Origin of the sequence: Rhizobium sp. AAP43, from assembly GCF_001296045.1 — a bacterium.
GTDB lineage: Bacteria > Pseudomonadota > Alphaproteobacteria > Rhizobiales > Rhizobiaceae > Allorhizobium.
The window spans coordinates 52,953-77,688 of record NZ_LJHS01000061.1 but is presented as its reverse complement, the minus strand read 5'-3'; the positions used below and the strand labels follow the sequence as shown (position 1 = coordinate 77,688).

At 61.0% G+C, this 24,736-nt stretch carries 23 protein-coding genes; 13 read left to right on the top strand and 10 right to left on the bottom strand.

The genetic code is table 11. The features are described 5' to 3' along the window. The first annotated feature begins 437 nt into the window (after nt 1–437). The 8 genes from zigA (at nt 438) to IP76_RS21960 (ending at nt 9,119) form a co-directional block, all read left to right on the top strand. Nucleotides 438–1,643 carry a zinc metallochaperone GTPase ZigA gene (zigA, locus tag IP76_RS22000; RefSeq protein WP_054160383.1) on the top strand — a complete coding sequence of 402 codons (1,206 nt, stop codon included), beginning with the start codon at nt 438–440 and terminating at the stop codon, nt 1,641–1,643. 498 nt (nt 1,644–2,141) lie between these two features. Beyond that, nucleotides 2,142–2,438: a PRC-barrel domain-containing protein gene (locus IP76_RS21990; protein WP_054160382.1), complete on the top strand. Its 297-nt coding sequence runs from the start codon at nt 2,142–2,144 to the stop codon at nt 2,436–2,438. Nucleotides 2,439–2,570: 132 nt separating this feature from the next. Continuing rightward, complete coding sequence (dinB, locus tag IP76_RS21985) at nt 2,571–3,659, top strand: DNA polymerase IV (protein WP_054160381.1); 1,089 nt, start codon at nt 2,571–2,573, stop codon at nt 3,657–3,659. A gap of 401 nt (nt 3,660–4,060) precedes the next feature. After that, entirely contained in the window at nt 4,061–4,897 is an 837-nt protein-coding gene (locus IP76_RS21980; protein WP_054160380.1) for a metallophosphoesterase, read from the top strand. Then, nucleotides 4,894–6,063 carry an ABC transporter ATP-binding protein gene (locus tag IP76_RS21975; RefSeq protein WP_054160379.1) on the top strand — a complete coding sequence of 390 codons (1,170 nt, stop codon included), beginning with the start codon at nt 4,894–4,896 and terminating at the stop codon, nt 6,061–6,063. Before IP76_RS21980 ends, IP76_RS21975 begins: the two co-directional genes overlap by 4 nt. Next, complete coding sequence (locus IP76_RS21970; RefSeq protein WP_054160378.1) at nt 6,056–6,991, top strand: carbohydrate ABC transporter permease; 936 nt, start codon at nt 6,056–6,058, stop codon at nt 6,989–6,991. Before IP76_RS21975 ends, IP76_RS21970 begins: the two co-directional genes overlap by 8 nt. Then, nucleotides 6,991–7,827 carry a carbohydrate ABC transporter permease gene (locus tag IP76_RS21965; protein ID WP_054160389.1) on the top strand — a complete coding sequence of 279 codons (837 nt, stop codon included), beginning with the start codon at nt 6,991–6,993 and terminating at the stop codon, nt 7,825–7,827. The genes IP76_RS21970 and IP76_RS21965 overlap by 1 nt, the downstream gene beginning before the upstream one ends. 26 nt (nt 7,828–7,853) lie before the next feature. Further along, on the top strand, nt 7,854–9,119 hold the full coding sequence (locus tag IP76_RS21960; RefSeq protein WP_054160377.1) for an ABC transporter substrate-binding protein: 1,266 nt from the start codon (nt 7,854–7,856) through the stop codon (nt 9,117–9,119). Nucleotides 9,120–9,201: 82 nt separating this feature from the next. Here IP76_RS21960 and IP76_RS21955 read toward each other — a convergent pair whose 3' ends face one another. The 7 genes from IP76_RS21955 to IP76_RS21925 form a co-directional block, all read right to left on the bottom strand. Continuing rightward, entirely contained in the window at nt 9,202–10,197 is a 996-nt protein-coding gene (locus IP76_RS21955) for a substrate-binding domain-containing protein (RefSeq protein WP_054160376.1), read from the bottom strand. Nucleotides 10,198–10,494: 297 nt separating this feature from the next. After that, on the bottom strand, nt 10,495–11,637 hold the full coding sequence (locus tag IP76_RS21950; RefSeq protein ID WP_054160375.1) for a glycoside hydrolase family 105 protein: 1,143 nt from the start codon (nt 11,635–11,637) through the stop codon (nt 10,495–10,497). Beyond that, complete coding sequence (locus IP76_RS21945) at nt 11,634–13,208, bottom strand: glycoside hydrolase family 28 protein (protein ID WP_054160374.1); 1,575 nt, start codon at nt 13,206–13,208, stop codon at nt 11,634–11,636. Before IP76_RS21945 ends, IP76_RS21950 begins: the two co-directional genes overlap by 4 nt. 73 nt (nt 13,209–13,281) lie before the next feature. After that, nucleotides 13,282–14,547, bottom strand: coding sequence for an ABC transporter substrate-binding protein (locus IP76_RS21940; RefSeq protein WP_054160373.1), 1,266 nt, complete (start codon nt 14,545–14,547; stop codon nt 13,282–13,284). A gap of 38 nt (nt 14,548–14,585) precedes the next feature. Then, a complete protein-coding gene (locus tag IP76_RS21935) occupies nt 14,586–15,680 on the bottom strand; it encodes an ABC transporter ATP-binding protein (protein ID WP_054160372.1) in 1,095 nt (364 codons plus the stop codon). A gap of 2 nt (nt 15,681–15,682) precedes the next feature. Further along, a complete protein-coding gene (locus tag IP76_RS21930; RefSeq protein WP_054160371.1) occupies nt 15,683–16,567 on the bottom strand; it encodes a carbohydrate ABC transporter permease in 885 nt (294 codons plus the stop codon). A gap of 3 nt (nt 16,568–16,570) precedes the next feature. Then, on the bottom strand, nt 16,571–17,452 hold the full coding sequence (locus tag IP76_RS21925) for a carbohydrate ABC transporter permease (RefSeq protein WP_054160370.1): 882 nt from the start codon (nt 17,450–17,452) through the stop codon (nt 16,571–16,573). Nucleotides 17,453–17,663: 211 nt separating this feature from the next. Between IP76_RS21925 and IP76_RS21920 the strand changes: the two genes are divergently transcribed. Next, a complete protein-coding gene (locus tag IP76_RS21920; protein ID WP_054160369.1) occupies nt 17,664–18,587 on the top strand; it encodes an AraC family transcriptional regulator in 924 nt (307 codons plus the stop codon). Nucleotides 18,588–18,615: 28 nt separating this feature from the next. Here IP76_RS21920 and kduD read toward each other — a convergent pair whose 3' ends face one another. The 3 genes from kduD to IP76_RS21905 form a co-directional block, all read right to left on the bottom strand. After that, nucleotides 18,616–19,359: a 2-dehydro-3-deoxy-D-gluconate 5-dehydrogenase KduD gene (gene kduD / locus IP76_RS21915; RefSeq protein WP_054160368.1), complete on the bottom strand. Its 744-nt coding sequence runs from the start codon at nt 19,357–19,359 to the stop codon at nt 18,616–18,618. After that, nucleotides 19,356–20,180: a 5-dehydro-4-deoxy-D-glucuronate isomerase gene (gene kduI, locus IP76_RS21910; protein ID WP_054160367.1), complete on the bottom strand. Its 825-nt coding sequence runs from the start codon at nt 20,178–20,180 to the stop codon at nt 19,356–19,358. Before kduI ends, kduD begins: the two co-directional genes overlap by 4 nt. Nucleotides 20,181–20,313: 133 nt before the next feature. Beyond that, the gene (locus tag IP76_RS21905; protein WP_054160366.1) at nt 20,314–21,012 is read right to left on the bottom strand and encodes a FadR/GntR family transcriptional regulator; all 699 of its coding nucleotides are present in this window, start codon (nt 21,010–21,012) and stop codon (nt 20,314–20,316) included. A gap of 153 nt (nt 21,013–21,165) precedes the next feature. Here IP76_RS21905 and IP76_RS21900 point away from each other — a divergent pair, with 153 nt between their 5' ends. From IP76_RS21900 to IP76_RS21885, 4 genes are all read left to right on the top strand, one after another. After that, nucleotides 21,166–21,963 carry an ABC transporter substrate-binding protein gene (locus IP76_RS21900; RefSeq protein WP_054160365.1) on the top strand — a complete coding sequence of 266 codons (798 nt, stop codon included), beginning with the start codon at nt 21,166–21,168 and terminating at the stop codon, nt 21,961–21,963. Nucleotides 21,964–22,024: 61 nt separating this feature from the next. After that, the gene (locus IP76_RS21895) at nt 22,025–22,696 is read left to right on the top strand and encodes an amino acid ABC transporter permease (protein WP_054160364.1); all 672 of its coding nucleotides are present in this window, start codon (nt 22,025–22,027) and stop codon (nt 22,694–22,696) included. After that, entirely contained in the window at nt 22,696–23,436 is a 741-nt protein-coding gene (locus IP76_RS21890; protein WP_054160363.1) for an amino acid ABC transporter ATP-binding protein, read from the top strand. The genes IP76_RS21895 and IP76_RS21890 overlap by 1 nt, the downstream gene beginning before the upstream one ends. A 31-nt stretch (nt 23,437–23,467) precedes the next feature. Then, nucleotides 23,468–24,733, top strand: coding sequence for a cysteine desulfurase-like protein (locus IP76_RS21885; protein WP_054160362.1), 1,266 nt, complete (start codon nt 23,468–23,470; stop codon nt 24,731–24,733). The last annotated feature ends 3 nt before the right edge of the window (nt 24,734–24,736 follow it).

The following is a 24,736-nucleotide window of genomic DNA, read 5'->3' as shown; positions in this document are numbered from 1 at the left end:
CCGCCTCGCCCGACATCGCATCGTCAGGTGTATCCGAGGGCGGAACGGGGAGGAGTCTACGAGAGGAAAAATGGGCGGGGATGAAAAAAAGAATCTCTGTTGATTTTGTTGAGGGATTTTCGGAATTCATCCCCGGCCCACTGCGGGAATTGAGGGGCTTTTTGGGTGGTTGCGGCCGGCATCGCGCTTGTGGCCTTCTCCCCTCACCCTACCCTCTCCCAGCAGGCGGGGAGAGGGGCGGCAAGCGGTTGATGTCTCGGCCTTCTCCGCGCTCGCGGGGAAAAGTCGGAGCGCGCCGCCTATCTGCCGCCTTGCGATGGCACCATCGACCTTTGCACACATAAAGCCAAGAGTTGACAGGAACAGTCTGTGTAATGTTATTACATAAACTGTTCCGAAGTGCCTTGTCGGCCTTCACCCCCATCGGAGATCCCACCATGAAGAGAAAACTGCCCGTCACCGTCCTTTCGGGCTTCCTGGGCGCTGGCAAGACGACGCTGCTCAACCACGTGCTGGCCAATCGCGAGGGCTTGCGCGTTGCCGTCATCGTCAACGACATGAGCGACGTGAACATCGATGCTGCGCTGGTGCGCGATGGCGGGGCCAACCTGTCGCGGACAGAGGAACAACTGGTCGAAATGACCAATGGCTGTATCTGCTGCACGCTGCGGGACGATCTTTTGCAGGAGGTGCGGTCGCTCGCAGCGGATGGTCGCTTTGACTATCTGCTGATAGAATCCACCGGCATTGCCGAGCCCCTTCCCGTGGCAGCCACCTTCGATTTTCGCGATGAGGACGGCCAGAGCCTTTCAGATGTCGCGCGGCTCGACACGATGGTGACCGTGGTTGACGCTGCCAATCTGCTCAAAGACTATGGTTCGGCCGATTTTCTGGTAGATCGCGGCGAAACGGCAGGCGATGGCGACAATCGCACGCTTGTCGACCTCCTCGTGGAGCAAATCGAGTTTGCCGATGTGGTGATCCTGAACAAGGTGGGCTGCGCCTCGCCCGAGGCGCTTTCCGCCGCACGCACCATTGTCGCCGCGCTCAATCCCGATGCGCGAATGATCGAGACGGATTTCGGCAAAGTCGAGTTGAAGGCAGTGCTCGATACCGGACGCTTCGACTTCGCCAAGGCCGAGACCCATCCGCTCTGGTACAAAGAACTGTACGGCTTCAAGGACCATGTGCCGGAAACCGAAGAATATGGCATCCGCTCTTTCGTCTATCGGGAAAACCGGCCCTTCGATCCAAGCCGCTTCCAGGCCTTCATCGATCGATCCTGGCCGGGCGTCGTCAGGGCAAAGGGGTTCTTCTGGCTCGCCACGCGACCGCATCATGTCGGCGAGATCAGCCAGGCCGGCGCATTGGTGCGAACCGGCCGGATGGGTCTCTGGTGGGCCTCGGTGCCGCGGGAGCGATGGCCGCAGGAACAGAGCTTCCACGAGATGATGCAGCCCTATCTGCATCCGGTCTGGGGTGACCGCCGGCAAGAGATCGTCTTCATTGGCGCCGATCCAATGGACGAGACGGCAATTCGGGCGGAACTCGACGCCTGCCTGCTCGATGCCCAGGACTTCACGCCTGACGCCTGGCGCAACCTGCCGGATCCCTTTGCCAGTTGGACGCAGACAGCTGCCTGAGGCGTCAGCATCCGTTTGAACTGTCATTGCATGCCGCGCCGGTGAGCCCGGCATGCCTATCCGCACTCGCCAGCATCGCCTTCTTCGGAGGGAACACCGGCGGGGGCATTTCCTTGCCCATCAAAACGCCCGCGCAACGGCAAGGCACACGCCATTCACGGGGCCAAACACTCGTCGCATATGCCGCAACCATCATCATCCATGGAGGATGGGGCGCAGGACTTCTGGCAGCAGGGACAGGTGATCACATCATCACGCTTTCCACGGTCCGGCTCGGGCGGCAGGATCTCGATGCAGCGATCGGGCAAGCTTTCAGACATGTCGGGAAGACGTTGATCCATAATGATCCTCCGATGGCCAAGTCATCCAGAGATAGGAAGTCCCAGATCCATCGCAAGGGACACATCTCGACAGCACCCTGCCGCCGCCCAGCCAAATTGTGGAACCCTTCCGCGCCGACGGGGTTTCTTCTTCTCAGCAACCAAAGGAGGAACCACAATGGACCACAGCAATCATGTCCGGCTCAATGCCACGGAACTTACGCCTGCCATTCTTGAGGGTGCGACCGTCTACGGCGCCGACGACCACAAGGTTGGCAAGGTCGACCATGTCCATGGAGCAGGTGCTGGCAGCCAGGCCATCATTGATGTCGGCGGCTTTCTCGGAATTGGTGCAAAGCCGGTGGCTGTTGCACTGACCGATCTTCAGTTCATGCGCGATGAGGACGGAGACGTTCATGCCGTGACATCCTGGACCAAGGATCAGCTCAAGGACATGCCCGAGCATCGCCACTAAAGATCCGACTGCGTGTTCAACGAGAGCCCGGCCATCCAGCCGGGCTTTTTTTCGTCCGTGCAGATCTTGGATTGCACAGCAGACACTGATATGTTCCCTTTTTGTTTTCATCGCCACTGCCGGCCGAATGCCATGAACATCGTGATCCAGACGCCGCTTCGCAAAATCATCCATGTCGACATGGATGCGTTTTATGCATCGGTCGAACAGCGTGACAATCCGGAGCTTCGCGGCAAGCCACTGGCTGTTGGAGGCTCTGCGGCGCGTGGCGTGGTGGCGGCTGCGAGCTATGAAGCGCGTCGCTTCGGCGTGCATTCGGCAATGCCATCCGTGACGGCGGCGCGCAAATGTCCCGAGCTGATTTTTGTGCCGCCACGGTTTGACGTCTACAAGGCCGTCTCGCAGCAGATCCGGGAGATTTTTGCCGAATATACGGCGCTGATCGAACCGCTTTCCCTGGACGAGGCCTATCTCGACGTGACGGAAAACCACAAAGGCATGGAGATTGCCACAGAGATTGCGCTCGAAATCCGGGCCAAGATCAAGGTGGTCACCGGGCTGAACGCCTCTGCCGGCATTTCCTACAACAAGTTCCTGGCGAAGATGGCGAGCGATCTCAACAAACCCAATGGTCAGGCGGTGATCACCCCGAAAAACGGCCCCGCTTTTGTTGAAGCGCTGCCGGTCAAGAAATTCCATGGTGTGGGGCCTGCCACGGCAGAGCGCATGAAGCGGCATGGCATTGAGACGGGCGCCGACCTGAAGGCGAAATCGCTCCAGTTTCTCACCGAGCATTTCGGCAAATCAGGTCCCTATTTCTACGGCATTGCCCGGGGCATCGACCACCGCCAGGTGCGCCCTGACCGGATACGGAAATCCGTGGGCGCCGAAGACACATTCGCAGTGGACATCGACAGTCTCGACCTTGGACGACGCGAACTGAAGCCCCTGGCTGAAAAGGTCTGGCGATACTGCGAAGCGCATGGCATCCGGGGAAAGACGGTCACGATCAAGGTCAAGTATTCGGACTTCACCCAGGCGACACGTAGCCGAACGAGCACGCAGCCCTTTTCAGGCCTTGCTGACATTGTCGATACCGCAGAAGAACTTCTAGAAAGCGTTCATCCGTTCAAACGACCAGTGAGGCTGCTGGGCGTCACACTCTCGTCGCTTATCAGCGAGGGTGCCGAGATAGAGCCGCAGCTGGGCTTCGACCTGTAATTGCGCCTGGAATTGGCATTACAGGACCCGGCAGGAACAATTGGCTCCGCCGAGAAACGTTTTTGGCCGGCATAAGGTACGTGACCTCTGAATTTGCAGGGTATTCTTGCTGGTCCGCGCAGGTCGGAGGTGGCAGGCAAGGACCCTCTCCTCAGCCAGCGCTTTATTCCCATCCATATGAATTTATTGCTTTATATTCGAGATCGCCGCACTTCGGCAGGCTTCGTAACCCTTTGACGTCATGTTCGTCCGAACCTCATTTGACGAATTGGTGACAAAACTGGAAGCGCGCTGAAAGGTCTCTCACTTGGCTGACATGGTCAGCACCTAAACCGATCGTCGACAGCACCGGCTTTTCTTTCCGATCCGGCTGCGCCCACGCGTCGACAAGGTTCCATTTCATGAAAATCGTTCAGATCACCGACACGCATTTCAGCCCGACCAAACCGCATTTTAATGGGAACTGGGAGCCGATCTGCCGCTGGATCCGGGAGGTCGAACCTGACCTCGTCGTCCACACCGGCGACCTGACCATCGACGGTGCGGACAAGGAAGAGGACATCGCCTTCTCGATGGCGATGATGAATGAACTCGACGTGCCCGTGCTTTTGGTTCCCGGCAATCACGATGTCGGCCACATGCCAGGCTCACACCAGCCGGTCAACGATGTCCGTCTGGACCGCTGGCGCCGCCTTGCCGGCCCTGATCGTTTTGCCAAGGACATGGGCAACTGGCGTATCATCGGGCTGAACAGCCTGCTGGTCGGCTCCGGCCATGCCGAGGAAAAGATGCAGCTCGACTGGCTGATCGAGACGCTGGTAGGCCGCGCCGGTCGCCGCGTTGCCATGTTTGCCCATAAGCCGCTCTTCGTCGATGACCCGGCCGAAGGCGATACCGGCTACTGGGGCGCACAGCCCGCAGAACGTCAGGAGCTTCTCGATCTGATGTCGGCCCATGAAGTGGCACTTTATGGAAGCGGCCACCTGCATTGGGCCTGGCAGGGTGCAGTGGGTGCCACCAAGCTGGTCTGGGCACCGCCGACCTCCTTCATCATCGACAAGCTTGAGCGCGAAATGCCCGGCGAACGCGTGGTTGGCGCTGCACTCCATCACCTGACCGATACAGTCACCAGCGAGATCGTCGCGGTCCCCGGCATGATCGCCCATGTGTTTGACGACGTGGTCGACGAGGTCTATCCGCGCCATACCTCATCGGCCCCGGTGGAGGCTGCCGAATGAGCGCCTTCAGCCTTCGCGACATCAACAAGTCCTTCGCTGGCAACAGCATCCTGAAGGGTGTCAGCCTCGAGGCCGAGCCGGGCGAGTTCATCGCCCTTGTCGGCCCGTCCGGCTGCGGCAAGAGCACGCTGTTGCGGATTGTTGCTGGCCTTGACCATGCCGACCGCGGCGAGATCATCATCGGTGGCGACGACGTCTCGGCCCTGGCGGCCAGTGATCGCAACATCGCCATGGTCTTCCAGTCCTACGCGCTTTATCCGCATCTGACCGCCGGGCAGAACATTGCCGTTCCGCTCGCCATGCGCCGCTTGTCAACGGCCGGGCGCCTGCCGCTTGTTGGCAGCATGCTCTCCGGTCAGCGGCAGATCCGGGCCGACATTCAGCGCCAGGTGCGCGAGATGGCGGCCTCCTTGAAGATCGGCCATCTTCTCGATCGCAAGCCGGGACAGATGTCGGGCGGCCAGCGCCAGCGCGTGGCCCTGGCCCGCGCCATGGTGCGCCAGCCGCGCGTTTTTCTGATGGATGAACCGCTGTCGAACCTCGACGCCAATCTGCGCGTCCATGCCCGTGGCGAGATTGTCGACCTGCACCGCAAGGCCGGCGTACCGACGCTCTATGTCACGCATGACCAGTCGGAAGCGCTGTCGATGGCCGACCGCGTTGCCGTGATGATCGGCGGACGTCTGCTGCAGCTCGACAGCCCGCGCACGATCTATGACGATCCTGTTCATCTCGAGGTCGCAAAGTTTCTCGGCCAGCCGCGCATCAATGTCCTGTCGACCGTGGTCGACGATCAAGGCCTTGTGCAGGCGGGCGATATCCGCCTTTCGCCCCGGCTTGCGCTTGCCTCCGGCACGCCGGTCTCGGTCGCCTTCCGTCCGGAATTCGTGACCCTTGCACCCGCCGGTGAAGGCGGTCTGCCGGCCCGGATCGAACGGCTTGAATTCCTCGGCTCTGAAGTCGTGGTCTTCACCCGGCTTGCAGCGATGGACGGCATCGTCGTGGCCAAGATCGCCCCCGCCGAGGCGATTGGCCTTGCCATTGGCGGCCGCATCGATCTGCGGCTCGATCCGGCAGCCATTCTGCTCTTTGACGCAGACGGCGACCGGCTTGCCGCCAGCATTGCCACGGTCTCAGCCAGAGAGCCGGAGGTGGTGAATGGCTAGTCTCGCCCTTGAGCACCATCACACGGACGTGGCCAGCACGGCAGCGCAGGCGGCCAGACGCCGGGAAGCGCGCATCGCCATGCTGCTTTCCGCCCCTGCCCTGCTGCTGCTGCTCCTCTTCATCATCCTGCCGACCATCGCCGTGATCTTTCTCGGCTTCACCGATTTCGAGCTTGGCTATTCAAGCTTCCGGTTTGTCGGGTTCGAAAACTATGCCGACCTGCTGAACGACCGGACGTTCAAGAAATCGCTGTGGAACACCACGGTCTATGCGGCCATCGTGGCGCCGGTCTCAATGGCGCTTGGACTGGCAATCGCGCTGCTGATTGAATCCGAAGGCTGGGGCAAAAGCCTGTTTCGCACCGCCTACTTCCTGCCGGTGGCCTCGCTTCTCGTCGCCATGGCAACGGTGTGGCAATATCTCTTCCACCCGACCATCGGCCCGATCAATGCAGCGCTTGCCATGATCGGAATTGACGGCCCCAACTGGCTCGGCGCCTCGAGCACCGTCCTCACCAGCCTGTCGATCATCGGCATCTGGCAGGCAACCGGCTTCAACATGGTGCTGTTCCTGGCCGGTCTCTCCGCCATTCCGCGTGAACTCTATCAGGCAGCCGAAGTTGACGGCGCACGCTCGGCGCTCTCCCGCTTCCGTCTCGTCACCTGGCCCATGCTCGGGCCGACAACACTGTTTGTCACAACGATCAGCATCATCAATGCTGTGAAAGTGTTCGAGACCGTCAAGACCCTGACCGAAGGAGGCCCCAACAAGGCGTCCGAAGTCCTGCTCTTCACCATCTACCAGGAGGGTTTTGTCTTCCTCAAGGTCGGCTACGCCTCGGCCATGACCGTGATTTTTCTCGCGATCCTGGTGTCGCTGATGTTCCTCCAATACCGCGTCATGGACCGGAAGGTACACTACGCATGATGATGACCGCTCGTTTCACGCCCGGCCGCATCCTGCGCCTTGCTCTCCTGACACTTGGCGCCGTGCTTTTCCTGACACCCTACATCTTCATGATCTCGACGGCCGGCAAGGCACAGAGCGAGATCTTCTCCTCCTCGCTCAACCTCATCCCTGAGACTTGGTCCTATGCGGAAAACTTCGCCAAGGCCCTTGGCCGAGTGCCGATGGGCGGCCTGCTCTTCAACGGGGTGATCGTCTGCGGCCTGATCCTCGTCGTGCAGGTGCTGGTGGCCATTCCTTGCGCCTATGCCATGGCCAAGCTCTCTTTTCGTGCGGCACGGCTGATGATGGCGCTGGTCATGCTCGGCCTGCTCGTGCCGATCCATGCGACCGCGCTGCCGCTTTACGTCGCCTTTGACCGGCTGTCGGTGCTCAACAGCTATTTTGCCCTGGTCGCGCCGTTCTCGATCTCGGTCTTCGGCATCTTCCTGTTTCTGCAGTTCTTCCGCGGCATTCCGGACGACCTGATCCATGCGGCACGCCTCGACGGCATGTCCGAGGCCGGCATCGTTGCCCGCGTTGTGGTGCCGAATGCCTGGCCGGCGATCACTGCCTTTTCGATCTTCTCGGTGGTTGCCCATTGGAACGATCTGTTCTGGCCGCTGATCGTCGTTACCAACCAGACTTACGCCACGCCGCCACTCGGCCTTCTGTCCTTCCGTGCGGCCGAAGCCGGAGACGACTACGGCGCGCTGATGGCGGCCACCCTCATCATCACCCTTCCCCTCGTCATGGCCTTCCTGCTGGCGCAGAAACGCTTCGTCGAGGGCATTACCATGACCGGTCTCAAAGGCTGACCCGGTCGCAACCCAGGAGAACTGCGATGACTTATCTGAAGACGGCTCTGGCCGCCGCAGCGGTGACGCTGGCGGTAAGCCTGCCTGCCCATGCCGAGACGACGCTCAACGTCCACTATCCCATGCCCGGCTTCTTCAAGGACGTGATGGACACGATCTCGAAGAAGTTCATGGAAGAGAACCCGGACATCAAGATCACCTTCGCCAATCCTTCGGCGACCTATGAAGAAGGCATCCAGACCATCATGCGTCAGGCCGGCACGGCCGAAATGCCTGACATCACCTTCATCGGCCTCAACCGTCTGCGCATGGTCAACGAGCGCGACATCCCCGTCGACCTCGGCCCCTTCATGGCCAAGGACGGCAATATGGCCGAGCAGGGCTTTTCGGAGAACATCCTGAAGCTCGCCCAGGTCAAGGGCAAGCAGGTTGGTCTCGCCTTCGCCACCTCCAACCCGATCATGTATTACAATGCCGATCTCGTGCGCAAAGCCGGCGGCGACCCGGACCAGCCGCCGAAGACCTGGGACGAAGTGATCGCGCTTTCGGCGAAGATCAAGGCCCTTGGCGACGGCAATGAAGGCATCGACTTCCGCTGGCAGGGCGATGACTGGATGTTCTCCGCCCTCCTCTTCGGTGCCGGCGGCCAGATGCTGAGCGACGACGAAGCGACGGTTGCCTTCAACGGTCCCGAAGGTCAAAAGGCCTTTGAACTGGTTGACCGCATGGTCAAGGAAGGCGGCCTTCCGGTGTTCACCAAGCAGGCCGGCGAACAGGCCTTCGTTGCCGGCAAGGTTGGCTTTGCCTTCCAGACCACCGGCGCACTGCGCAACACCATCAAGAATGTCGGCGACAAGTTCGAGCTGCGCACCGCCCATATTCCGCTGATCGATCCGGCAAACGGCAAGCTGCCGACCGGCGGCAATGCGGCCGTCATGCTGACCCGCGATGCTGAAAAGCAGGACGCCGCCTGGAAGTTCATCAAGTTCGCCTCGGGCCCCTTCGGCGCCTCGGTCGTCGTTCCCGGCACCGGCTATGTTCCGAACAATGAACTTGCCGCCCAGTCGCCGGATTATCTCGGCAACTTCTACAAGGAAAACCCGCTGTTCCGCGCCGGCCTCGAGCAGATGCCGCTGATGCAGCCCTGGTATGCCTTCCCCGGTTCGAACGGCGTCAAGGTCACCCAGACCATCGTCGAGAACCTGTCGCGCGTGGTCGAGCAGTCGGCCGAGCCGAAGGAAGCGCTTGATGACGCAGCCGCCGAAGTCGAAGGCCTGCTGCCGCGCAGCTAAACCTGACGCTTGATCAGGATCGAACATACTGACGCGTCGCTTTCAAAAAGCGGCGCGTCATGCCGTTTGGGGGACCGCGCCATCAACCGGCTTGGTCGATCCGCCGGACCGTGCCGCCGACATTCAGTCTGTAGCCGAGTGTCAAGTGGCGGGGCACGGCTGCATTTTCGGCAATGTCGAGCAGCAGGGAGGCGGCCGTTGCCCCCATGCTGGCATCCGTCATCTCGATGGTCGTCAAGGGCGGATGGACGAGACGGCCGATGGCAATGCCATCAAAGCCTGCGACCGACACATGCTCCGGGACCGAAAGCCCCTCACGCCGGAGGGCGGCGATGACGCCGAGCGCCAGAAGATCGTTCGAGGCGATGATCGCTGTCGGACGGTGCAGAGACATGGCCTGGGTCAGATCGAGGTCGTCATATCCGGTGGTAAACGACACCTGCAAGGCGTCGAGCATCGGCAGCCCTGCCGCCTCCATCGCGTCCCGATATCCGGCATAGCGCAGCCGTGCCCGGTCGGAACTGGCAAAGCTACCGGAGACGAACAGGATGCGAGAATGGCCGTGTTCGACCATATGCAGGGTGACATCGCGTCCGGCCAAGCGGTTGTCGATGGTGACGGCGGCTGGAAAGCGGGCATTGGGGAGATTGTTGAGAAGAACCGTCGGCGGCAGCGTCGCCGGCAGAGTGGATTGGCTCTTCATCGGGTCGCAGACGGTCAGGATCAGCCCGCTCGGCTTTTCCGCCAGCAGATAGTCGACGGCTTCGGCCTCACGCGACGGATCATAGTCCGACTGGGCGATCAGCACGCCATAGCCGGAGACGCGCATGCGGTTCTGGATGCCCGCCAGGGAGGCGGCGAAGACGGGATTGGTGATGCTCGGGATGAGCACGCCGATGGCCGGACGGCGGCGTCCGGCAGGCAGGTTCCGGTCAAGCTTGTGATAGCCCAGATCCGACGCTGCCTTGCGCACACGCCGCACCATGCCCTCGCTGACAGGCCCGCTGCGGTTCAGCACGCGACTGACCGTTGCCATGGAGCAACCGGCGCGCGAGGCAATTTCTTCTAGTGTCGACATGCCGGGCTCGCCATTGTCAGGCGCGACTGGAATGACGGCATGACGTCCGTCTTCAGTGTCGTCACAGAACTGCTCCCAGTTGTTGGACCAGGGCTTCGGATATTCACATGCCCTCGCAAAGCGGCCCGTATCATGCGGCCTACACATCCTGGTGCAAACTGTCCGCCTTAGAGCAAGACAGCGTGACCACCATGTGACATCCGCATTGCGGTCGCGCCTCTACCATGCCGTTCGGGCGTCTTGGCGCCTGCCCGCCCTCGAACGGAGCCGGGTGGCAGACAGATATGCGGGCCAGAGTCAGATGTTCAGCAAAGCTTCGGTGGCCCGCGCCCCGGTTCCCGCATTCGCTCCCGCCAGCACCGCCTCCGCATGCGCCATCATTAGCGGGCCAACACCCTTGGCATCATCGAATACAACGGGCTCCGTGAGGTAATATCCGGGCGAGCCGTCACGATAGCGACCTTCGAAACCACCCAAGCCGGCGACATGAACGATGCCGCCAAGGCGGACAGCACCGCCTGGCTCCTGTTCCAGCTTGAGGTCACGGATCGCATCCAGCGCCCTGCGCCCGGCCGCCGCAAGACACCCAGCATCCGAACCGGGCGCAAGGCCCAACCGGGCCGCGCGCATCAGGGCATAGGCAAACATGGCAGACGCCGAGGTTTCTTCATAGTTCCCGTCAAGATCCGGCGCATCAAGAACCTGCATCCACAGGCCGTTGTCGGTCTGGCGCGCGACGATCGCGTCGAGCAGGGAAGCAAGACGCAGCCGGAGGGTCGCTGTGCCCTCGTCCATCGGCAAGAGCGCCAGCGCATCGACCATCGCCATGGCGAGCCAACCCACGGCGCGCGCCCAGACAGCGGGCGACTTGCCGGTGAGGGGATCGGCCCAGCGCTGCGCACGCGCATCATCATACCCATGCACATACAGACCACCGGGGGCCGACGTCAGCGCGAGTGCGGTCGCAAACTGCTGCAAGGCATCGGTCACCAAGCCGGGCTTGCCTCTGACCTGTCCGTATTCGATCTGGAACGGTAGTCCCATATAGAGCCCATCCAGCCAAACTTGATGCGGATAGCGCTGCTTGTGCCAGTAATTGCCGGCGGGGATTCGCGGATGGGTCTGCAATTGACAATAGAGCCGGTCGGCGGCGCGCAGATAGCGCTCCTCCCCCGTATCGCGGTGAAGCGCAAAAAGCGCGCGGCCGGAGAGAATGTGGTCGATATTATATTCGAGCGGGTCGTAGCCGAGCAGTGCGCCGTCCGGGTCGATCTGGCGGTCGGCCAGACGATGCAGATGTGCCATCCAACGGGGCTCGCCTGTCGTTGCCGAGAGAAGCTCTAATCCGCGATAGATGCAGCCGTCCTCATAGCACCAGCTTGCTCCCTTGTAGGGCTGATAGCCTTCGGCGAAGCGGTCGAAATAGTCGGGAAGGGTCATTGTGAGGTCTCACGCGGGGGATCAAGGGAAATGGTGGCATCGCTGATCAGGCTTGGATCGTCGCAGGTGATTTCGGCGCATTCGGCGAGAATGGCCTCGTGGCGCATCGGCCGGACGTAATCCGCCATGATCGGCGGTGTCGGGCGGGCATCTGGGTCATGCGACCGGATGGCCAGATTCGAGATATGGACATTGCGGATCGGCGCCTCGGGAAGGCCGAGGAAGACGCCGGCTGCATGGGCAAGACCGCGGATCTCGACATGGTCCACAGTGATGCCGTCGATCAGCGGCGTGCCCGGGCCGAACGGCTGGGGCGCGCGGCTCTGCACCCAACCCGCATGACCATCGACATCGCAATGATAATGGGCATTGGCAGAAAGCGCCGTTTCGACCCCGTCGAGCAGCACGCGGCGCATGGTGATGTTGGCGATGATCCCACCCCGGCCACGCCGGGTTTTCAGCCGCAAACCGCGGTCAGTGCCGCGCATCTCGCAATCCTCGACGGTGACGTCATGCACACCACCCGACATTTCCGAACCGATGACGAGGCCGCCATGGCCCCGCTCCATCAGGCAGTGACGGACGTGGATGCCGCGGGTCTCCGCCAGATGGTCATCCTCACCCTTGTCGCCGCGCTTGCCCGCCTTGACGGCGATACAGTCGTCACCCACCGAAAAGCGGGTTCCGGCAATGAGGACGTCAAGGCAGGATTCCGGATTGAAACCGTCGGTATTCGGGCTGTCATGCGGGGCGAGGATATGCAGACCCGCAGCCGTCAGGCGCTCGCAGCCCTGGGGATGGATGGTCCAGGACGGGGCATTGCGGATGGTGAAGCCGAGAAGCGTCACATCACGGCTGGAGATGAGATGCAGCCCGCGCGGACGACGAGCGCCTTCACGCGTCTCTTTGGGCCAGGCCCACCAATCGCCTTCTGCCCCCGAACCGTCGAGCAGCCCCCTGCCTTCGATTGTCAGACGATCGACATTGATGGCATGAACAGGCGCTGCAAAACAGGCCGCGGGCAGACCTTCCCAACTGCCAAGCATGCGGCCCGCCTCGTCACGCGCCGGCAGGATCGGCCAGTCGATGCGCGTGGACGGCGCGCGCAAGATCGCGCCCTCGGCGAGATGCAGGCTCATGTCGCTTTTCAAGGCGATGGGATAAGCCGTCCAGACACCTGGAGGCACGAGAAGCGTGCCGCCTGCGGGCACCGCTTCGATGGCGCGGCCAAGGGCCTCGGCATTGCCCAAGGCCGTGTCGGCATCGTCCAGTTCGACATCTGGGAGAAGACCAAAGTCACCGGCGTTCACGAGGCCAGCGCAGGGGCGTGTCGAAAAGGCCAGAGCCTCGAAACCCTCCACTTCAAATTGGTAGGTCGTCTCAGGGATCAGATCATGCAGCAGCAGAACGGCCGTTTCGACCCGGTCCTCCCTTGTGCGCGCAGCACCGCCGCCGTCGAGGGGCACCAGGCGATACGCCAGCGGCTCCGGCAGGTGGTAACGCGCATCGGGGACCGGCAGGCATAGCGCTGCCGTTCGCGCGGATAGCGCGAGGATGGAAGGTCGGGTCATGATCTCGTCTCCGGGCTCACGCCCGCATGGAATGAAGTGCCCGCCGCGCATTCCGCGGCGGGCGGTGTCAGTGTCAGTCGAACTTCGCCAGGACGTCGTTCACTGTGTCGATGATCTGCTGGGCACCATCTTCGGCGCTGATTTGGCCATAGGCATATTCCTCCAGCGTATCGATGAAGGCGGCCCGAATTTCCGGATGCTCATTGAAGGGCGAAACGAGCGGGCCGGAGGCTGCCATGACGATGGCATTGGCAGCACGGACTTCCGGCTCACCGCTCTCACCAAGACGGGCGGCTGCAGCCTTGGACGCGGGAAGACCGCGCGAGGTGCCAAGCGCATCGACACCCTCCGGCTCGTTCAGCAGGCAGTTGAGGATCTGGGCGGCGGCTTCCGGGTTCTTCGAATTGCGCGAGATCGAGAAGACCATGGACGGCTTGCGATAGACCCCATCCGTGACGGAATCGGCGAATTTCAGCATGGGAGACGGCGCAAGAATCTGGCCCTCTTTCAGCGGGTCGGCATATTTCGAATAGGTCGAATCCCACTCATAGGATCCGGCAATCTTGCCTTCAGACCAGGCCGGCTTCTCGAACAGGTTGACGTTGCCGTCTGCTGCCTCTTCCTTCTGCGAGCGAATGGCCTTGGCCTCGACCAGTTTGCCGAGGAAAGAAATGCCGGCCGCCAGCTCTTCCGGGGTCCAGGCCACGCGGTTGGTGGCGGGATCGACGAGATCCTTGCCGGTCTTTTGTACAACGGCCAGCGTCACAACCAGTTGCGCCGTCTCCTTGACGGCGTTGAAGGTGTAGTAGTCCTCGCCAAGTTTCTGCTTGATCGTGGCCGTCGCCTCGAAGAACTCTTCCCAGGTCTTCGGGATAGCGACACCGGCCTTTTCGAAGGTCGTCTGGTTGAAGAAAAAGACGCGACCAGTGGTGGAGACGGACACGCCTTGAAGGACACCGTTCATCGAGCCCGCCTTGAGATCCGTCTCGGTCCAGTTGGAGAGGTCCAGCGCGGTCAGCTTGGTGAGATCGGCGAAGCCTTCGCCATTGCGCGAGAACAGCGGCAGCCAGGGCCAGTTGACCTGCATGATATCCGCTTCGGTGCGACCTGCCATCTGGGTGGTGAGCTTTTCCAGATACCCGTCGAAGCCGGTGAACTCACCCTTCACGGTGTGACCGTGTTTGGCACCGCAGGCCTCGATGGCCTTTTGGGTGGCAACGTGACGGCTTTCGCCGCCCCACCACGACATGCGCAGTTCTGCCGACTGGGCAGGCGTTGCCACGATCAGCGCGCCATAGGCCACACCGGCCAGGGCTGTCAGGGTCTTCTTCAATGTCATTGTCGTTCCTCCTTGGGTTAGGGCCGCACGCTGCCTCCTCACAGCGAGACGTTGCGGCCGTCGGTTTTGTCGAAGATGTGGATGTGATCGAAATCAGGGCGGAGCCGCACAGTCCCGGCGCCGCCAAGCGCCTCGTAGTCGGCAGCGCCGACAACAGCGACCAGCTTTCGGCCGTCCAGCTCCGCATGGAGATAGACTTCATGGCCCATGAACTCGGCATTGGTCAGCCGGGCATCAAACCCCTCCCCGTCAGAGACCAGCGAGAGATGTTGCGGCCGGATACCGACGACCGCATCCTTCGGGCGCGCGGAAAGCCGTGCGGACAGGCCACTGCCAAGCGGCAAGCTCTGGCTGCCGATGGCAAACCTGTCGCCATCGATGGTCGCGTCGACCAGGTTCATCTCCGGGCTGCCGATGAAGCCTGCAACGAAGAGATTGGCCGGATGATTGTAAAGCTCCTTCGGGGTCGCCACCTGCATGATGTGGCCGGACTGCATGACGCAGATCCGGTCGCCCATGGTCATCGCCTCGGTCTGGTCGTGGGTGACGTAGATGACCGTTGACGACAGGCCACCGGCCTTCAACTGGCGATGCAGGTCGGTGATGCGCACCCGCATCGAGGCTCTGAGCTTGGCGTCCAGATTGGAGAGCGGCTCGTCGAAGAGAAAGACGCCGGGCTGCTTGATCAGCGCTCGGCCGAGCGCCACACGCTGGGCCTGACCACCCGATAGCTGCTTTGGCAAGCGGTCGAGCAGCGGCTCGATTTCCAGCATCCTGGCAACGCGGTCGATCGCCTCGGCGATCTCCGGCTTGGACTTGCCGGCGATCTTCAGGCCGAAGGCCAGATTGTTGCGGACCTTCATGTGCGGATAGAGCGCATAGTTCTGGAAGACCATGGCGATGGAACGCTTGCCCGGCGGCAGATCATTGACCCGTCGGTCGCCGATCAGGATTTCGCCGCCGGAGATTTCCTCCAGCCCCGCCACCATGCGCAGCGTCGTCGATTTGGCGCAGCCGGAGGGGCCGACCAGCACCATGAATTCGCCGTCCTCGATGTCGAGGTTGATCCCATGCACGGCCTTGAAGGCGTTGCCATAGGTCTTTTCGAGGTTTCTCAACTGTACTCTTGCCATGCTCAGCCCTTGATCCCGCCGGACGAGATCCCTTCAATGAAGTATCGTTGCGCCGCGAAAAAGACGACGAGCGCGGGGGTAATGGTGAGGACCGACATTGCCAGGATGCGGTTCCACTCGAAGGCCTCTGTCGTATCGATCGACAGTTTCAGGGCCAGGCTCACCGGGTATTTGTCGACCGATGACAGGTAGATCAGCGGTCCGAGGAAGTCGTTCATCGTCCACATAAACTGGAACAGGCAGACGGAGATGAGAGCCGGCGCCAGCATCGGCACGACGATGTAGAGAAGCGTCTGCAGCGAATTGGCTCCGTCCACGCGCGCCGCCTCCTCCATGTCCGGTGGCAGCGAACGCAGGAACTGCACCAGCATGAAGACGAAGAAGGCGTCACCGGCAAAGGCGGAGGGCACCCAGAGCGGCAGGAAGGTGTCGAGCCAGCCGAGATCGCGGAACAACATGTATTGCGGAATGCGGGTAACGACGTTCGGCAGGAGCAGGATCGCGATGACAGAGCCGAAGAACAGCTTCTTGAACGGGAAATCGAAGCGGGCAAAGGCATAGGCCGCAAGCGTGCAGGAGATCGCCGTGCCGATGACCTTCGGCATGATGATCAGGAAGGAATTCCAGAAGAACCGGCCGAACGTATAGGGTGTCGAGGTCTCCCAGCCCTTTACGTAGCCATCCACCGTCGGCTGCTGTGGCCAGAAACCTGCACCGGAGAAGATCTCGGAATTGGTCTTGAAGCTCGCGCCAACCAGCCAGATCAGCGGATAGAGCATGACGAAGCCGACGACCAGCAGCAGCGTGTAGCGCAGGGTGGTCGATGCAAGGGCGAGACGGCGGCGGCGCGCGGCCTGCAGATCATTCAGGGTCGAAAGGTCTGTCATGGCTCAGCTCCGCTTGTCGCCGGCGTAATAGACCCACTTCTTCGACGACCAGAACGCGACGAGGGTCAATACGGTGATGATGACGAAGAGCACCCAGGCAATGGCGGAGGCATAGCCCATGTTGAACTTCTTGAAGGCCTCGTCATAGATGTAGAGAGGCAGGAGATAGGTGGATTTCAGCGGCCCGCCCTGGGTGATGATGTAGGGCCCGTTGAACTCCTGGAACGCCTGGACCATCTGCATGATCAGGTTGAAGAAGATGACCGGTGTCAGGAGCGGCAGGGTGATGAAGAAGAAGGTGCGGATCTTGCCGGCGCCATCGATGGCCGCCGCCTCATAAAGCGACTTGTCGATCGATTGCAGAGCCGCCAGAAAGATCACCATGGCAGAGCCGAACTGCCAGCAGCGCAGAAGCGTTATGGTGAAAAGCGCATTGGTCGGATCACCGAACCAGTCCACAGGATCCAGTCCGACGGTGACGAGCGCCATATTGGCCAAGCCTTCCGTGGCAAAGATATAGCGCCACAGGACGGCAATCGCGATCGATCCGCCGAGGATCGAGGGCACATAAAATGCGGTTCGGAAGAAACCGATAAAGCTCAGCCGGTAGTTGAGGATCGCCGCAATGAAAAGCGCGAAAGCCAGTTTCAGCGGTACAGTCAGGAAGACATAGATCAAGGTGACGTTCAGCGACTTCACGAATGTGCGGTCGCGGGTCAGCAGGCGCTCGTAGTTGGCCAGCCCCGTCCAGCTTGCCTCATTCATCAGGTCGTAGCTGGTGAAACTCAGATAGAAGGAGACCACGAACGGGATCGCCGTGAACACCATCAGGCCGATGATGTAAGGCGCCAGATAGGCATAACCCAGAAGCCGGTTACCCTTCATGCCAGCACTCCTGGTATGCCTGTCGAGACAATTTCTTCAGATACACTTTCGTACAAGTTCGACTCCCATATCGACGCAGTCGTTCCAACCTATCCAGGCTGACCTTCCTGCGATCCGATCTCCTCCCTGAAAATCGGCTGGCAAATTTGGTTTGCGCCGTGACATTCCTCCAATTCCTCGCCAGAATACATTGACGAACAGGAGGAAAAAGATGGACAAAATCGAAGGTGGAATTCTTTCCGCCATTCCGCCTGCCGCCCTGTCGCTGACGCTGACCCGTGCGGCGATCCGGATGGAGCATTCGCACACCTGGCAGATCGACAAGACCAACCCGGTTGAAGACCTCGTCATCTGTCTCGAAGGACGTGGGCATTATCATGTCGCCGGGCAGCCACGCATGATGGAACCGGGTGACGCAATGCTCATCCGCCGCGACGAGCGCTTCCTTGGATGGAACGAGCAGACGGAAATCTATCTGGGTGTGGCCCAGCATTTCAGTCTCGACATATATGGGCGTCATAACCTTCTGGCGCAGATGGATCTGAACCCGAAGGTGCGTTTGAGCCGCTGGTCGCTGCTTGAACCACTGGCGCGCCACTACCGCCAGAGCGCGCCGCCCTCCTCGGTAACGCTCGCCCAGCATCACCTCTTCATGGTGCTGTTGATTGCCTATGTGGAAGACGCGTTTCTGGGGTGGCGGGATCAGGCCACCTTCCAGCCGGAAGGGTCTGACGCGATCAACCTTGCGGTCATGAAGGCTGCATCCATGATTTCGGCGCATCCGCTCGACCCCGAGATCGCAACGAAGGCGGTCGAGAACTCGCCCTATAACCAGGATTATTTCCTGCGGGAATTCCAGAAGCGGATCGGGCGCACGCCGCGCAAGTTCCAGGAGTTCAAGCGTATGGAAAGGGCGATGCACTTTCTCGAGGCAGGTCTGCCCGTCGCGTCGGCTGCTGCGGAAGTGGGCTATGCCGACCCCTATTACTTTTCCCGAATGTTCAAGCGCACCATCGGCATGAGCCCACGTGAACATATCGCCAAGGTGCGAGAAAGCCGGCATGGCGGCCTGATGAAACTCGACGAAGCGGAACAGCAGATGCATCTCGCAGCCGCCACCGGCCGGGCCCCATGATCGGGCCCGGACGGGAAATGTAGCGGGATCAGCGCGCCAGCCAACCGCCATCGACGTTGAGGACGGCGCCATGCACATAGTCGGACGCAGGCGCAGCAAGGAACACGGCCGCACCTGCAATATCCTCCGCCCGCCCCCAGCGACCCGCCGGAATTCGGTCGAGGATCGACTTGTTCCGGTCCGCATCGGCGCGCAACGCTTCGGTATTGTTCGTCTCGATATAACCCGGCGCAATCGCGTTGACGTTGATGCCGCGTGCCGCCCATTCATTGGCAAGCAGCTTGGTCAGCCCGGCAACGCCATGCTTCGAGGCCGTGTAAGAGGGAACGCGAATGCCGCCCTGGAAGGAGAGAAGCGAGGCAATATTGATGATCTTGCCCGGCTTTCCGACGGCAAAAAGCGCACGGGCAAAAGCCTGACTGGTAAAGAACACCGCCTTGAGATTGACGTCCATGACGTCATCCCAATCGGCCTCGGTGAAATCCGTGGCGTCCGCACGGCGAATGATACCGGCATTGTTGACCAGGATGTCGATATCCTCACCGTCGAAGATGTTAGCTGCGGCCATGGGATCGCTGAAGTCGATGGCCAGCGCCTGCGCCTTGCCGCCCGCATCCGCAATCATGGCAAGCGTTTCGTCCGGCGCCCGACGGGCGGCACAGATGACCTCCGCACCGGCTGCCGCCAGACCGACGGCAATCGCCTGGCCAAGACCGGTATTGGCGCCGGTCACCAGTGCCTTGCGGCCGTGAAGGGAAAAGACGGCGCTCATCTCAGTGCCGCCGGCTGGACAAATTCCATGTCCGTATAGTCGACATTGTCACCGGCCATCGCCCAGATGAAGGTGTAAGTGCCGATGCCTGCGCCCGAATGGACCGACCACGGCGGCGAGATGGCGCCTTCCTCGTTGGCGATGAAGAGATGACGGGTTTCCTGCGGCTCGCCCATCAGATGAAGGACCCGCGAGCTCTCCTCCATGCCGAAGTAGAGATAGGCTTCCATACGCCGGTCATGCACATGGGCCGGCATGGTGTTCCAGACCGAGCCATCCTCAAGGGTCGTGTAACCGAGCACCAGCTGGCAGCTTTCCATAACGAGCGGATGGATGAACTGGTTGATCGTGCGCTTGTTGGAGGTCTCGACTGCGCCGAGCTTTACTTCCTTGCTATCGGCAAGTGTCACGAGGCGCGCAGGCAGGCTGCGATGTGCAGGGCAAGAAGTGATGTAGAAGCGGCCGTTTCCGCCAAAGGTGACAGGGCCCGACCCGGCACCGAGATAAAGCACGTCGCCACGGTTCAGCGTGTAGGTCTCGCCGCCCGCCGAGACGGTTCCCGTATCGCCGATATTGACCACGCCCATTTCGCGACGGTCGAGGAAAGACGGCGTCTTCGTCTCTTCCACCTTGTCGAGCGTCAACTGGGCACCAGCCGGCACCGCGCCGCCCATGACGAAGCGATCATAATGCGTATAGATCAGCCGGATCTCGCCGCTCTTGAACATGTTCTCGGCCAGAAAATGTCGGCGCAAGCCCGCGGTATCCAGCGTTTTTGCGTGTTCCGGGTGAACGGCTTGCCTGGTCTCAACGGATAGCATCTGACTCCTCCTCATCAACTTGTAATACGAGTTAGCCTTTATTGTATGATAGGCGCAGGAGGTCAAGTCTTCCCGACCGGTGACCGGCAGAAAGCAACATCGAACTGGCAGGCAGCGAAAGTGAGAGGAACGGTTACGGCTCAAGCCCCGCACACCGGGCGGTGTTGCGGATATGGGCTTCCATTTCGCGGCGGGCGAGCGGGCCATCATTTGCTCGGAGTGCCGCGATGATACGGCGATGCTCGGCAATCGACTGGCGCATGCGCTCCGGGTCCGTGATCGGGATTGGTTGGCGCTGTGTTTCCGTCACCTGGTCGCGCACTGTTTGATAAAGCGCTTTCAGCATGGCGTTGGAGCAGGCAGAGACGATGAGCCCATGAAATTCAAGATCAGCATCGACATTGGCCAGCAGGTCCTGGCTCGCCCAGCACTCTTCCATGGTTTTGGTTGCTTGCTCCATCTTGTCGAGCTCCAGCTGCGTTAGTCGACCGGCGGCAAGCCCGGCGATCTCGCCTTCGAGCATGATACGGGTCTGGAAGACGTCAAAGACTGAATAGCTGTCAGAGTAGCGCCAAGGCGCCATATGGCCTGAAGTGCCGGGCGCGGCGCGTGACGGCTCGGCAACGAAGGTTCCCCGACCGGCCTCCGTCTTCAGGAGACCCAGCGTTTCAAGCGTCAGCAGCGCTTCGCGCAGCGAGGCGCGGCTGATGCCGAACTTCAGGGAGAACTCCCGCTGGGAGGGGATTTTTTCGCCGGGCTTCAACTGGCCGGACTGGATCATGCCCTGGATCTCGCGCGCCACAGACTGCGGTAGAAGCGTCTTGTTGAACATGCGATCCCTTTTCTCGCCTCTTGCCAGAGGTCCAATCTATTTTTTCCGACACCATCTTGCCAAGCGGAAAGCAGCATGCTTGTTTGGTCTAACTGGTCTGACCAGTTAGACCAATGTAGATTGAGTCATGTTCAAAAAACAAGGGGAACTCTCATGACACGCGCATTCACACTCAAAGCGACGCTTCTTGCCGGCCTGATGACCGCAATCGGTTCGGCGGGCGCCCAGGCCGCCGACTTCACTGTCGGCGCGAATATCGGCAACGTGCCGTGGGAATTCGAAGATGCCAGCGGCAAGGTCACTGGCTTCGAAGTCGATCTCGTCAACGAGATCGCCAAGCGCCTCGGCAAGACGGTGGAATTCGTCAACACGCCATTCAACGGCCTTTTCCCGGCGGTGCAGTCCGGCCGCATCAATATGGCGATCTCGTCGATCACCATCACCGAGAAGCGCCTGGAATCGGTGACCTTCGCCCAGCCCTATTATGACAGCGATCAGTCGCTCACCGTTACCGCCGCCTCCGGAATCACGGGCCTCAAGGACATGGGCGAAAAGGTCGTCGGCGTCGACACCGGCTCGACCGGCGACATGTGGGCCGAAGCCAACAAGGGCGAATACAAGCTCGGCGAAATCCGTCGCTTCGAAGGCCTGCAGCCGGCCATGCTCGATCTCGTCGCCGGCCGCGTCGACGGCTACATCTCCGACATCCCGGCGCTTCTCTACTACGTCAAGGACAAGCCGGAACTGAAGGTGGTCGAGCGCATTCCGACCGGCGAGAAATACTCGATCATGTTCAACAAGAACGACCCGCTCGCAACCGAAGTGAACGCCGTGATCACCACGCTGAAGCAGGAAGGCTTCATCGCCAAGCTGCACGAGACCTGGTTCGGCGCCAAGGCGGAAGACACGACCTCGACCGTTACCGTCCTCGATATGCCCAAGGGCAAGTAACCTGTGATGCATCCGGCGGGACGCCCATGTTCCGCCGGTTCACCAAGGGAGCCGATGCGGCATGACACTTCTCAATACCTTCTTCAATCTGCAGGTCCTAGCCGACAGCCTGCCCGCGCTTCTGTGGGGCCTGGTCGTGACGCTGCAGATCGGCGTGACCAGCATTGTCGTGGGTCTCGCCGGCGGGCTGTTTCTGGCGGTTTCCAGGCTCTATGCGCCCGGCTTCTTCAAGCTGCTGATCCGCATTTACATCGACATCTTCCGCTCGATCCCGCTGCTCGTCCTCTTGATCGTCGTTTATTACGCGCTGCCCTTCGTCGGCATCCGCCTCTCGCCTTTCCTGTCTGCGGTGACGGCACTGTCGCTGGTCTCGGCGGCCTATACGGCTGAAATCTTCCGGGCCGGCATCGAGGCGATCCCGCATGGCCAGTTCGAAGCCTCGGCAGCACTCGGCCTGTCCAACCGGCATACGATGATCGACGTGATCCTGCCCCAGGCGATCCGCATCGTCATTCCGCCGCTCACCAACAACTGCATCAACGTGATGAAGGATACGGCGCTCGCCTCCGTCGTTGCCATGCCGGATCTCCTCAAGCAGGCAACCCAGGCGCAGGCGCTTGCGGCCAACCCGACCCCGCTAATCGGGGCTGCGCTGATCTACATTGCCTTGCTCTGGCCGATGGTCGCCGTCGTCTCGCGTCTTGAGAAACACTTCAGCCGGGGGAAACGCTGATGACCACCCCTCTCATATCCATTCGCGGGCTGACCAAGGCCTATGGTACCTTCACCGTGCTGCATGGCATCGATCTCGACATTGCCGAAGGCGAAGTGGTCTGCGTGATCGGCCCGTCGGGCTCCGGCAAATCGACGCTGATCCGCTGCATCAATCACCTCGAAGCCTTCGCGCCGGAAAGCCGGATCACCGTGGACGGCATTCGCGTCGAGCCCGGTCCGGCGCTTGCCAAGGTCAGGGCCGAAGTCGGCATGGTCTTCCAGTCCTTCAACCTCTTCCCGCATATGACAGTCCTGAAGAACGTCATGCTCGCACCGATGCGGGTGCGCGGCACCCCAGAGGCAGACGCCGAACGCAAGGCGCGCGAACTGCTCGCCCGTGTCGGCATCTCGGAACAGGCGGAAAAGTTTCCCGGTCAGCTTTCCGGTGGCCAGCAGCAGCGCGTGGCGATTGCCCGGGCGCTTGCCATGGAGCCGCGCGTCCTGCTCTTCGACGAGCCGACCTCGGCGCTCGACCCGGAAATGGTCGGTGAAGTGCTCGACGTGATGCGCAAGCTTGCAGGCACCGGCGTCACCATGATCGTCGTCACTCACGAAATGGGCTTTGCCCGGCAGGTCGCAGACCGGGTGATCTTCATGGACGGCGGACGGCTGGTCGAAAGCGGCAAGCCTGAGGAGATCTTCGACACACCCAAGCATGAGCGGACGCGCGGGTTTCTCCGCGCTGTCCTCAATCACTGAATAAGAAAAATACAATCGGAGGACCACAAGGATGGCCACAACCTCGCCGCTCAATCTCGAATTCGTCCGCAGCCAGTTTCCCGGCCTCGATCGCGGCTGGACCTTTTTCGACAATGCCGGCGGATCGCAGATCCTGAAAGGCGCCGTGGAGCGGATCAATACCTTCCTCTACGAGAAGAATGTCCAGATCGGCGGCTCCTACGAGGTATCACAGGCAGCGGCCGCCGCGCTCTACGAGGCCCGCACCGCCGCGATGCATCTGGTCAATGCCAGCAGGCCCGAAGAGATCGTCTTCGGCAACTCGACCACGGCACTGCTGCAGAACCTTGCTCGCGCCATGCATAGCCAGCTATCCGAAGGCGACGAGATCATCATCACCGTCTCGGATCATGAGTCCAATATCGGCCCCTGGGACCGGTTGCAGGAACGCGGGATTGTTCTGAAGATCTGGCCGCTCAACAAGGATAGCCTGACCCTCGACCTTGCCGATCTCGCCCCGCTGATGAGTGACCGCACCAAGCTGGTCTGCGTCACTCATTGCTCGAACATTCTCGGTTCGATCAACCCGATCCGCGCGATTGCAGATTTCGTTCATGCCCGCGGCGCGAAGATCTGCGTCGATGCGGTTGCCTATGCGCCGCACCGCGCGGTCGATGTGCAGGCCTTCGATATCGATTATTACGTCTTCAGCCTCTACAAGACCTATGGTCCGCATTATGCGCTGATGTACGGCAAATACGACCTATTGCTCGAACTCGACACGCTCTACCACTATTTCTATGGTCGCGACAAAGTGCCGGGCAAGCTGGAGCCGGGCAATCCCAACTATGAGCTTGCCTATTCGACCTGTGGCATTGTCGACTATCTGGTGACGCTCGGCGAGCAGGCCGGCGAAACCGGGACGACCCGGCAGAAAATCGAAGCGGCCTATGGCGCGATCACGACGCAGGAAGATGCCCTGACCGAACGGCTTCTTGCCTATCTGCGCTCGCGCAATGACTGCACGATCGTCGGGCAATCCGTAAACCGAGAAAGCCATCGGGTGCCGACCATCGCCTTCCGCTTCGACGGACGCGAAGCCGGCGAATTGTGCAAGGCGATGGATGCCGAGAAGATTGCCATGCGTTTCGGCGATTTTCACTCGCGCCGACTTGCCGAATATCTCGGGCTGACCGACCATGGCGGCATGCTGCGCGTCTCGATGGTGCACTACAATACCATTGAGGAAGTGGACCGCTTTACCGCAGCACTGGACCGGATCCTCTCCGGCGAGGCTGGGCTTGCCAAAGCCAGCTGAAGA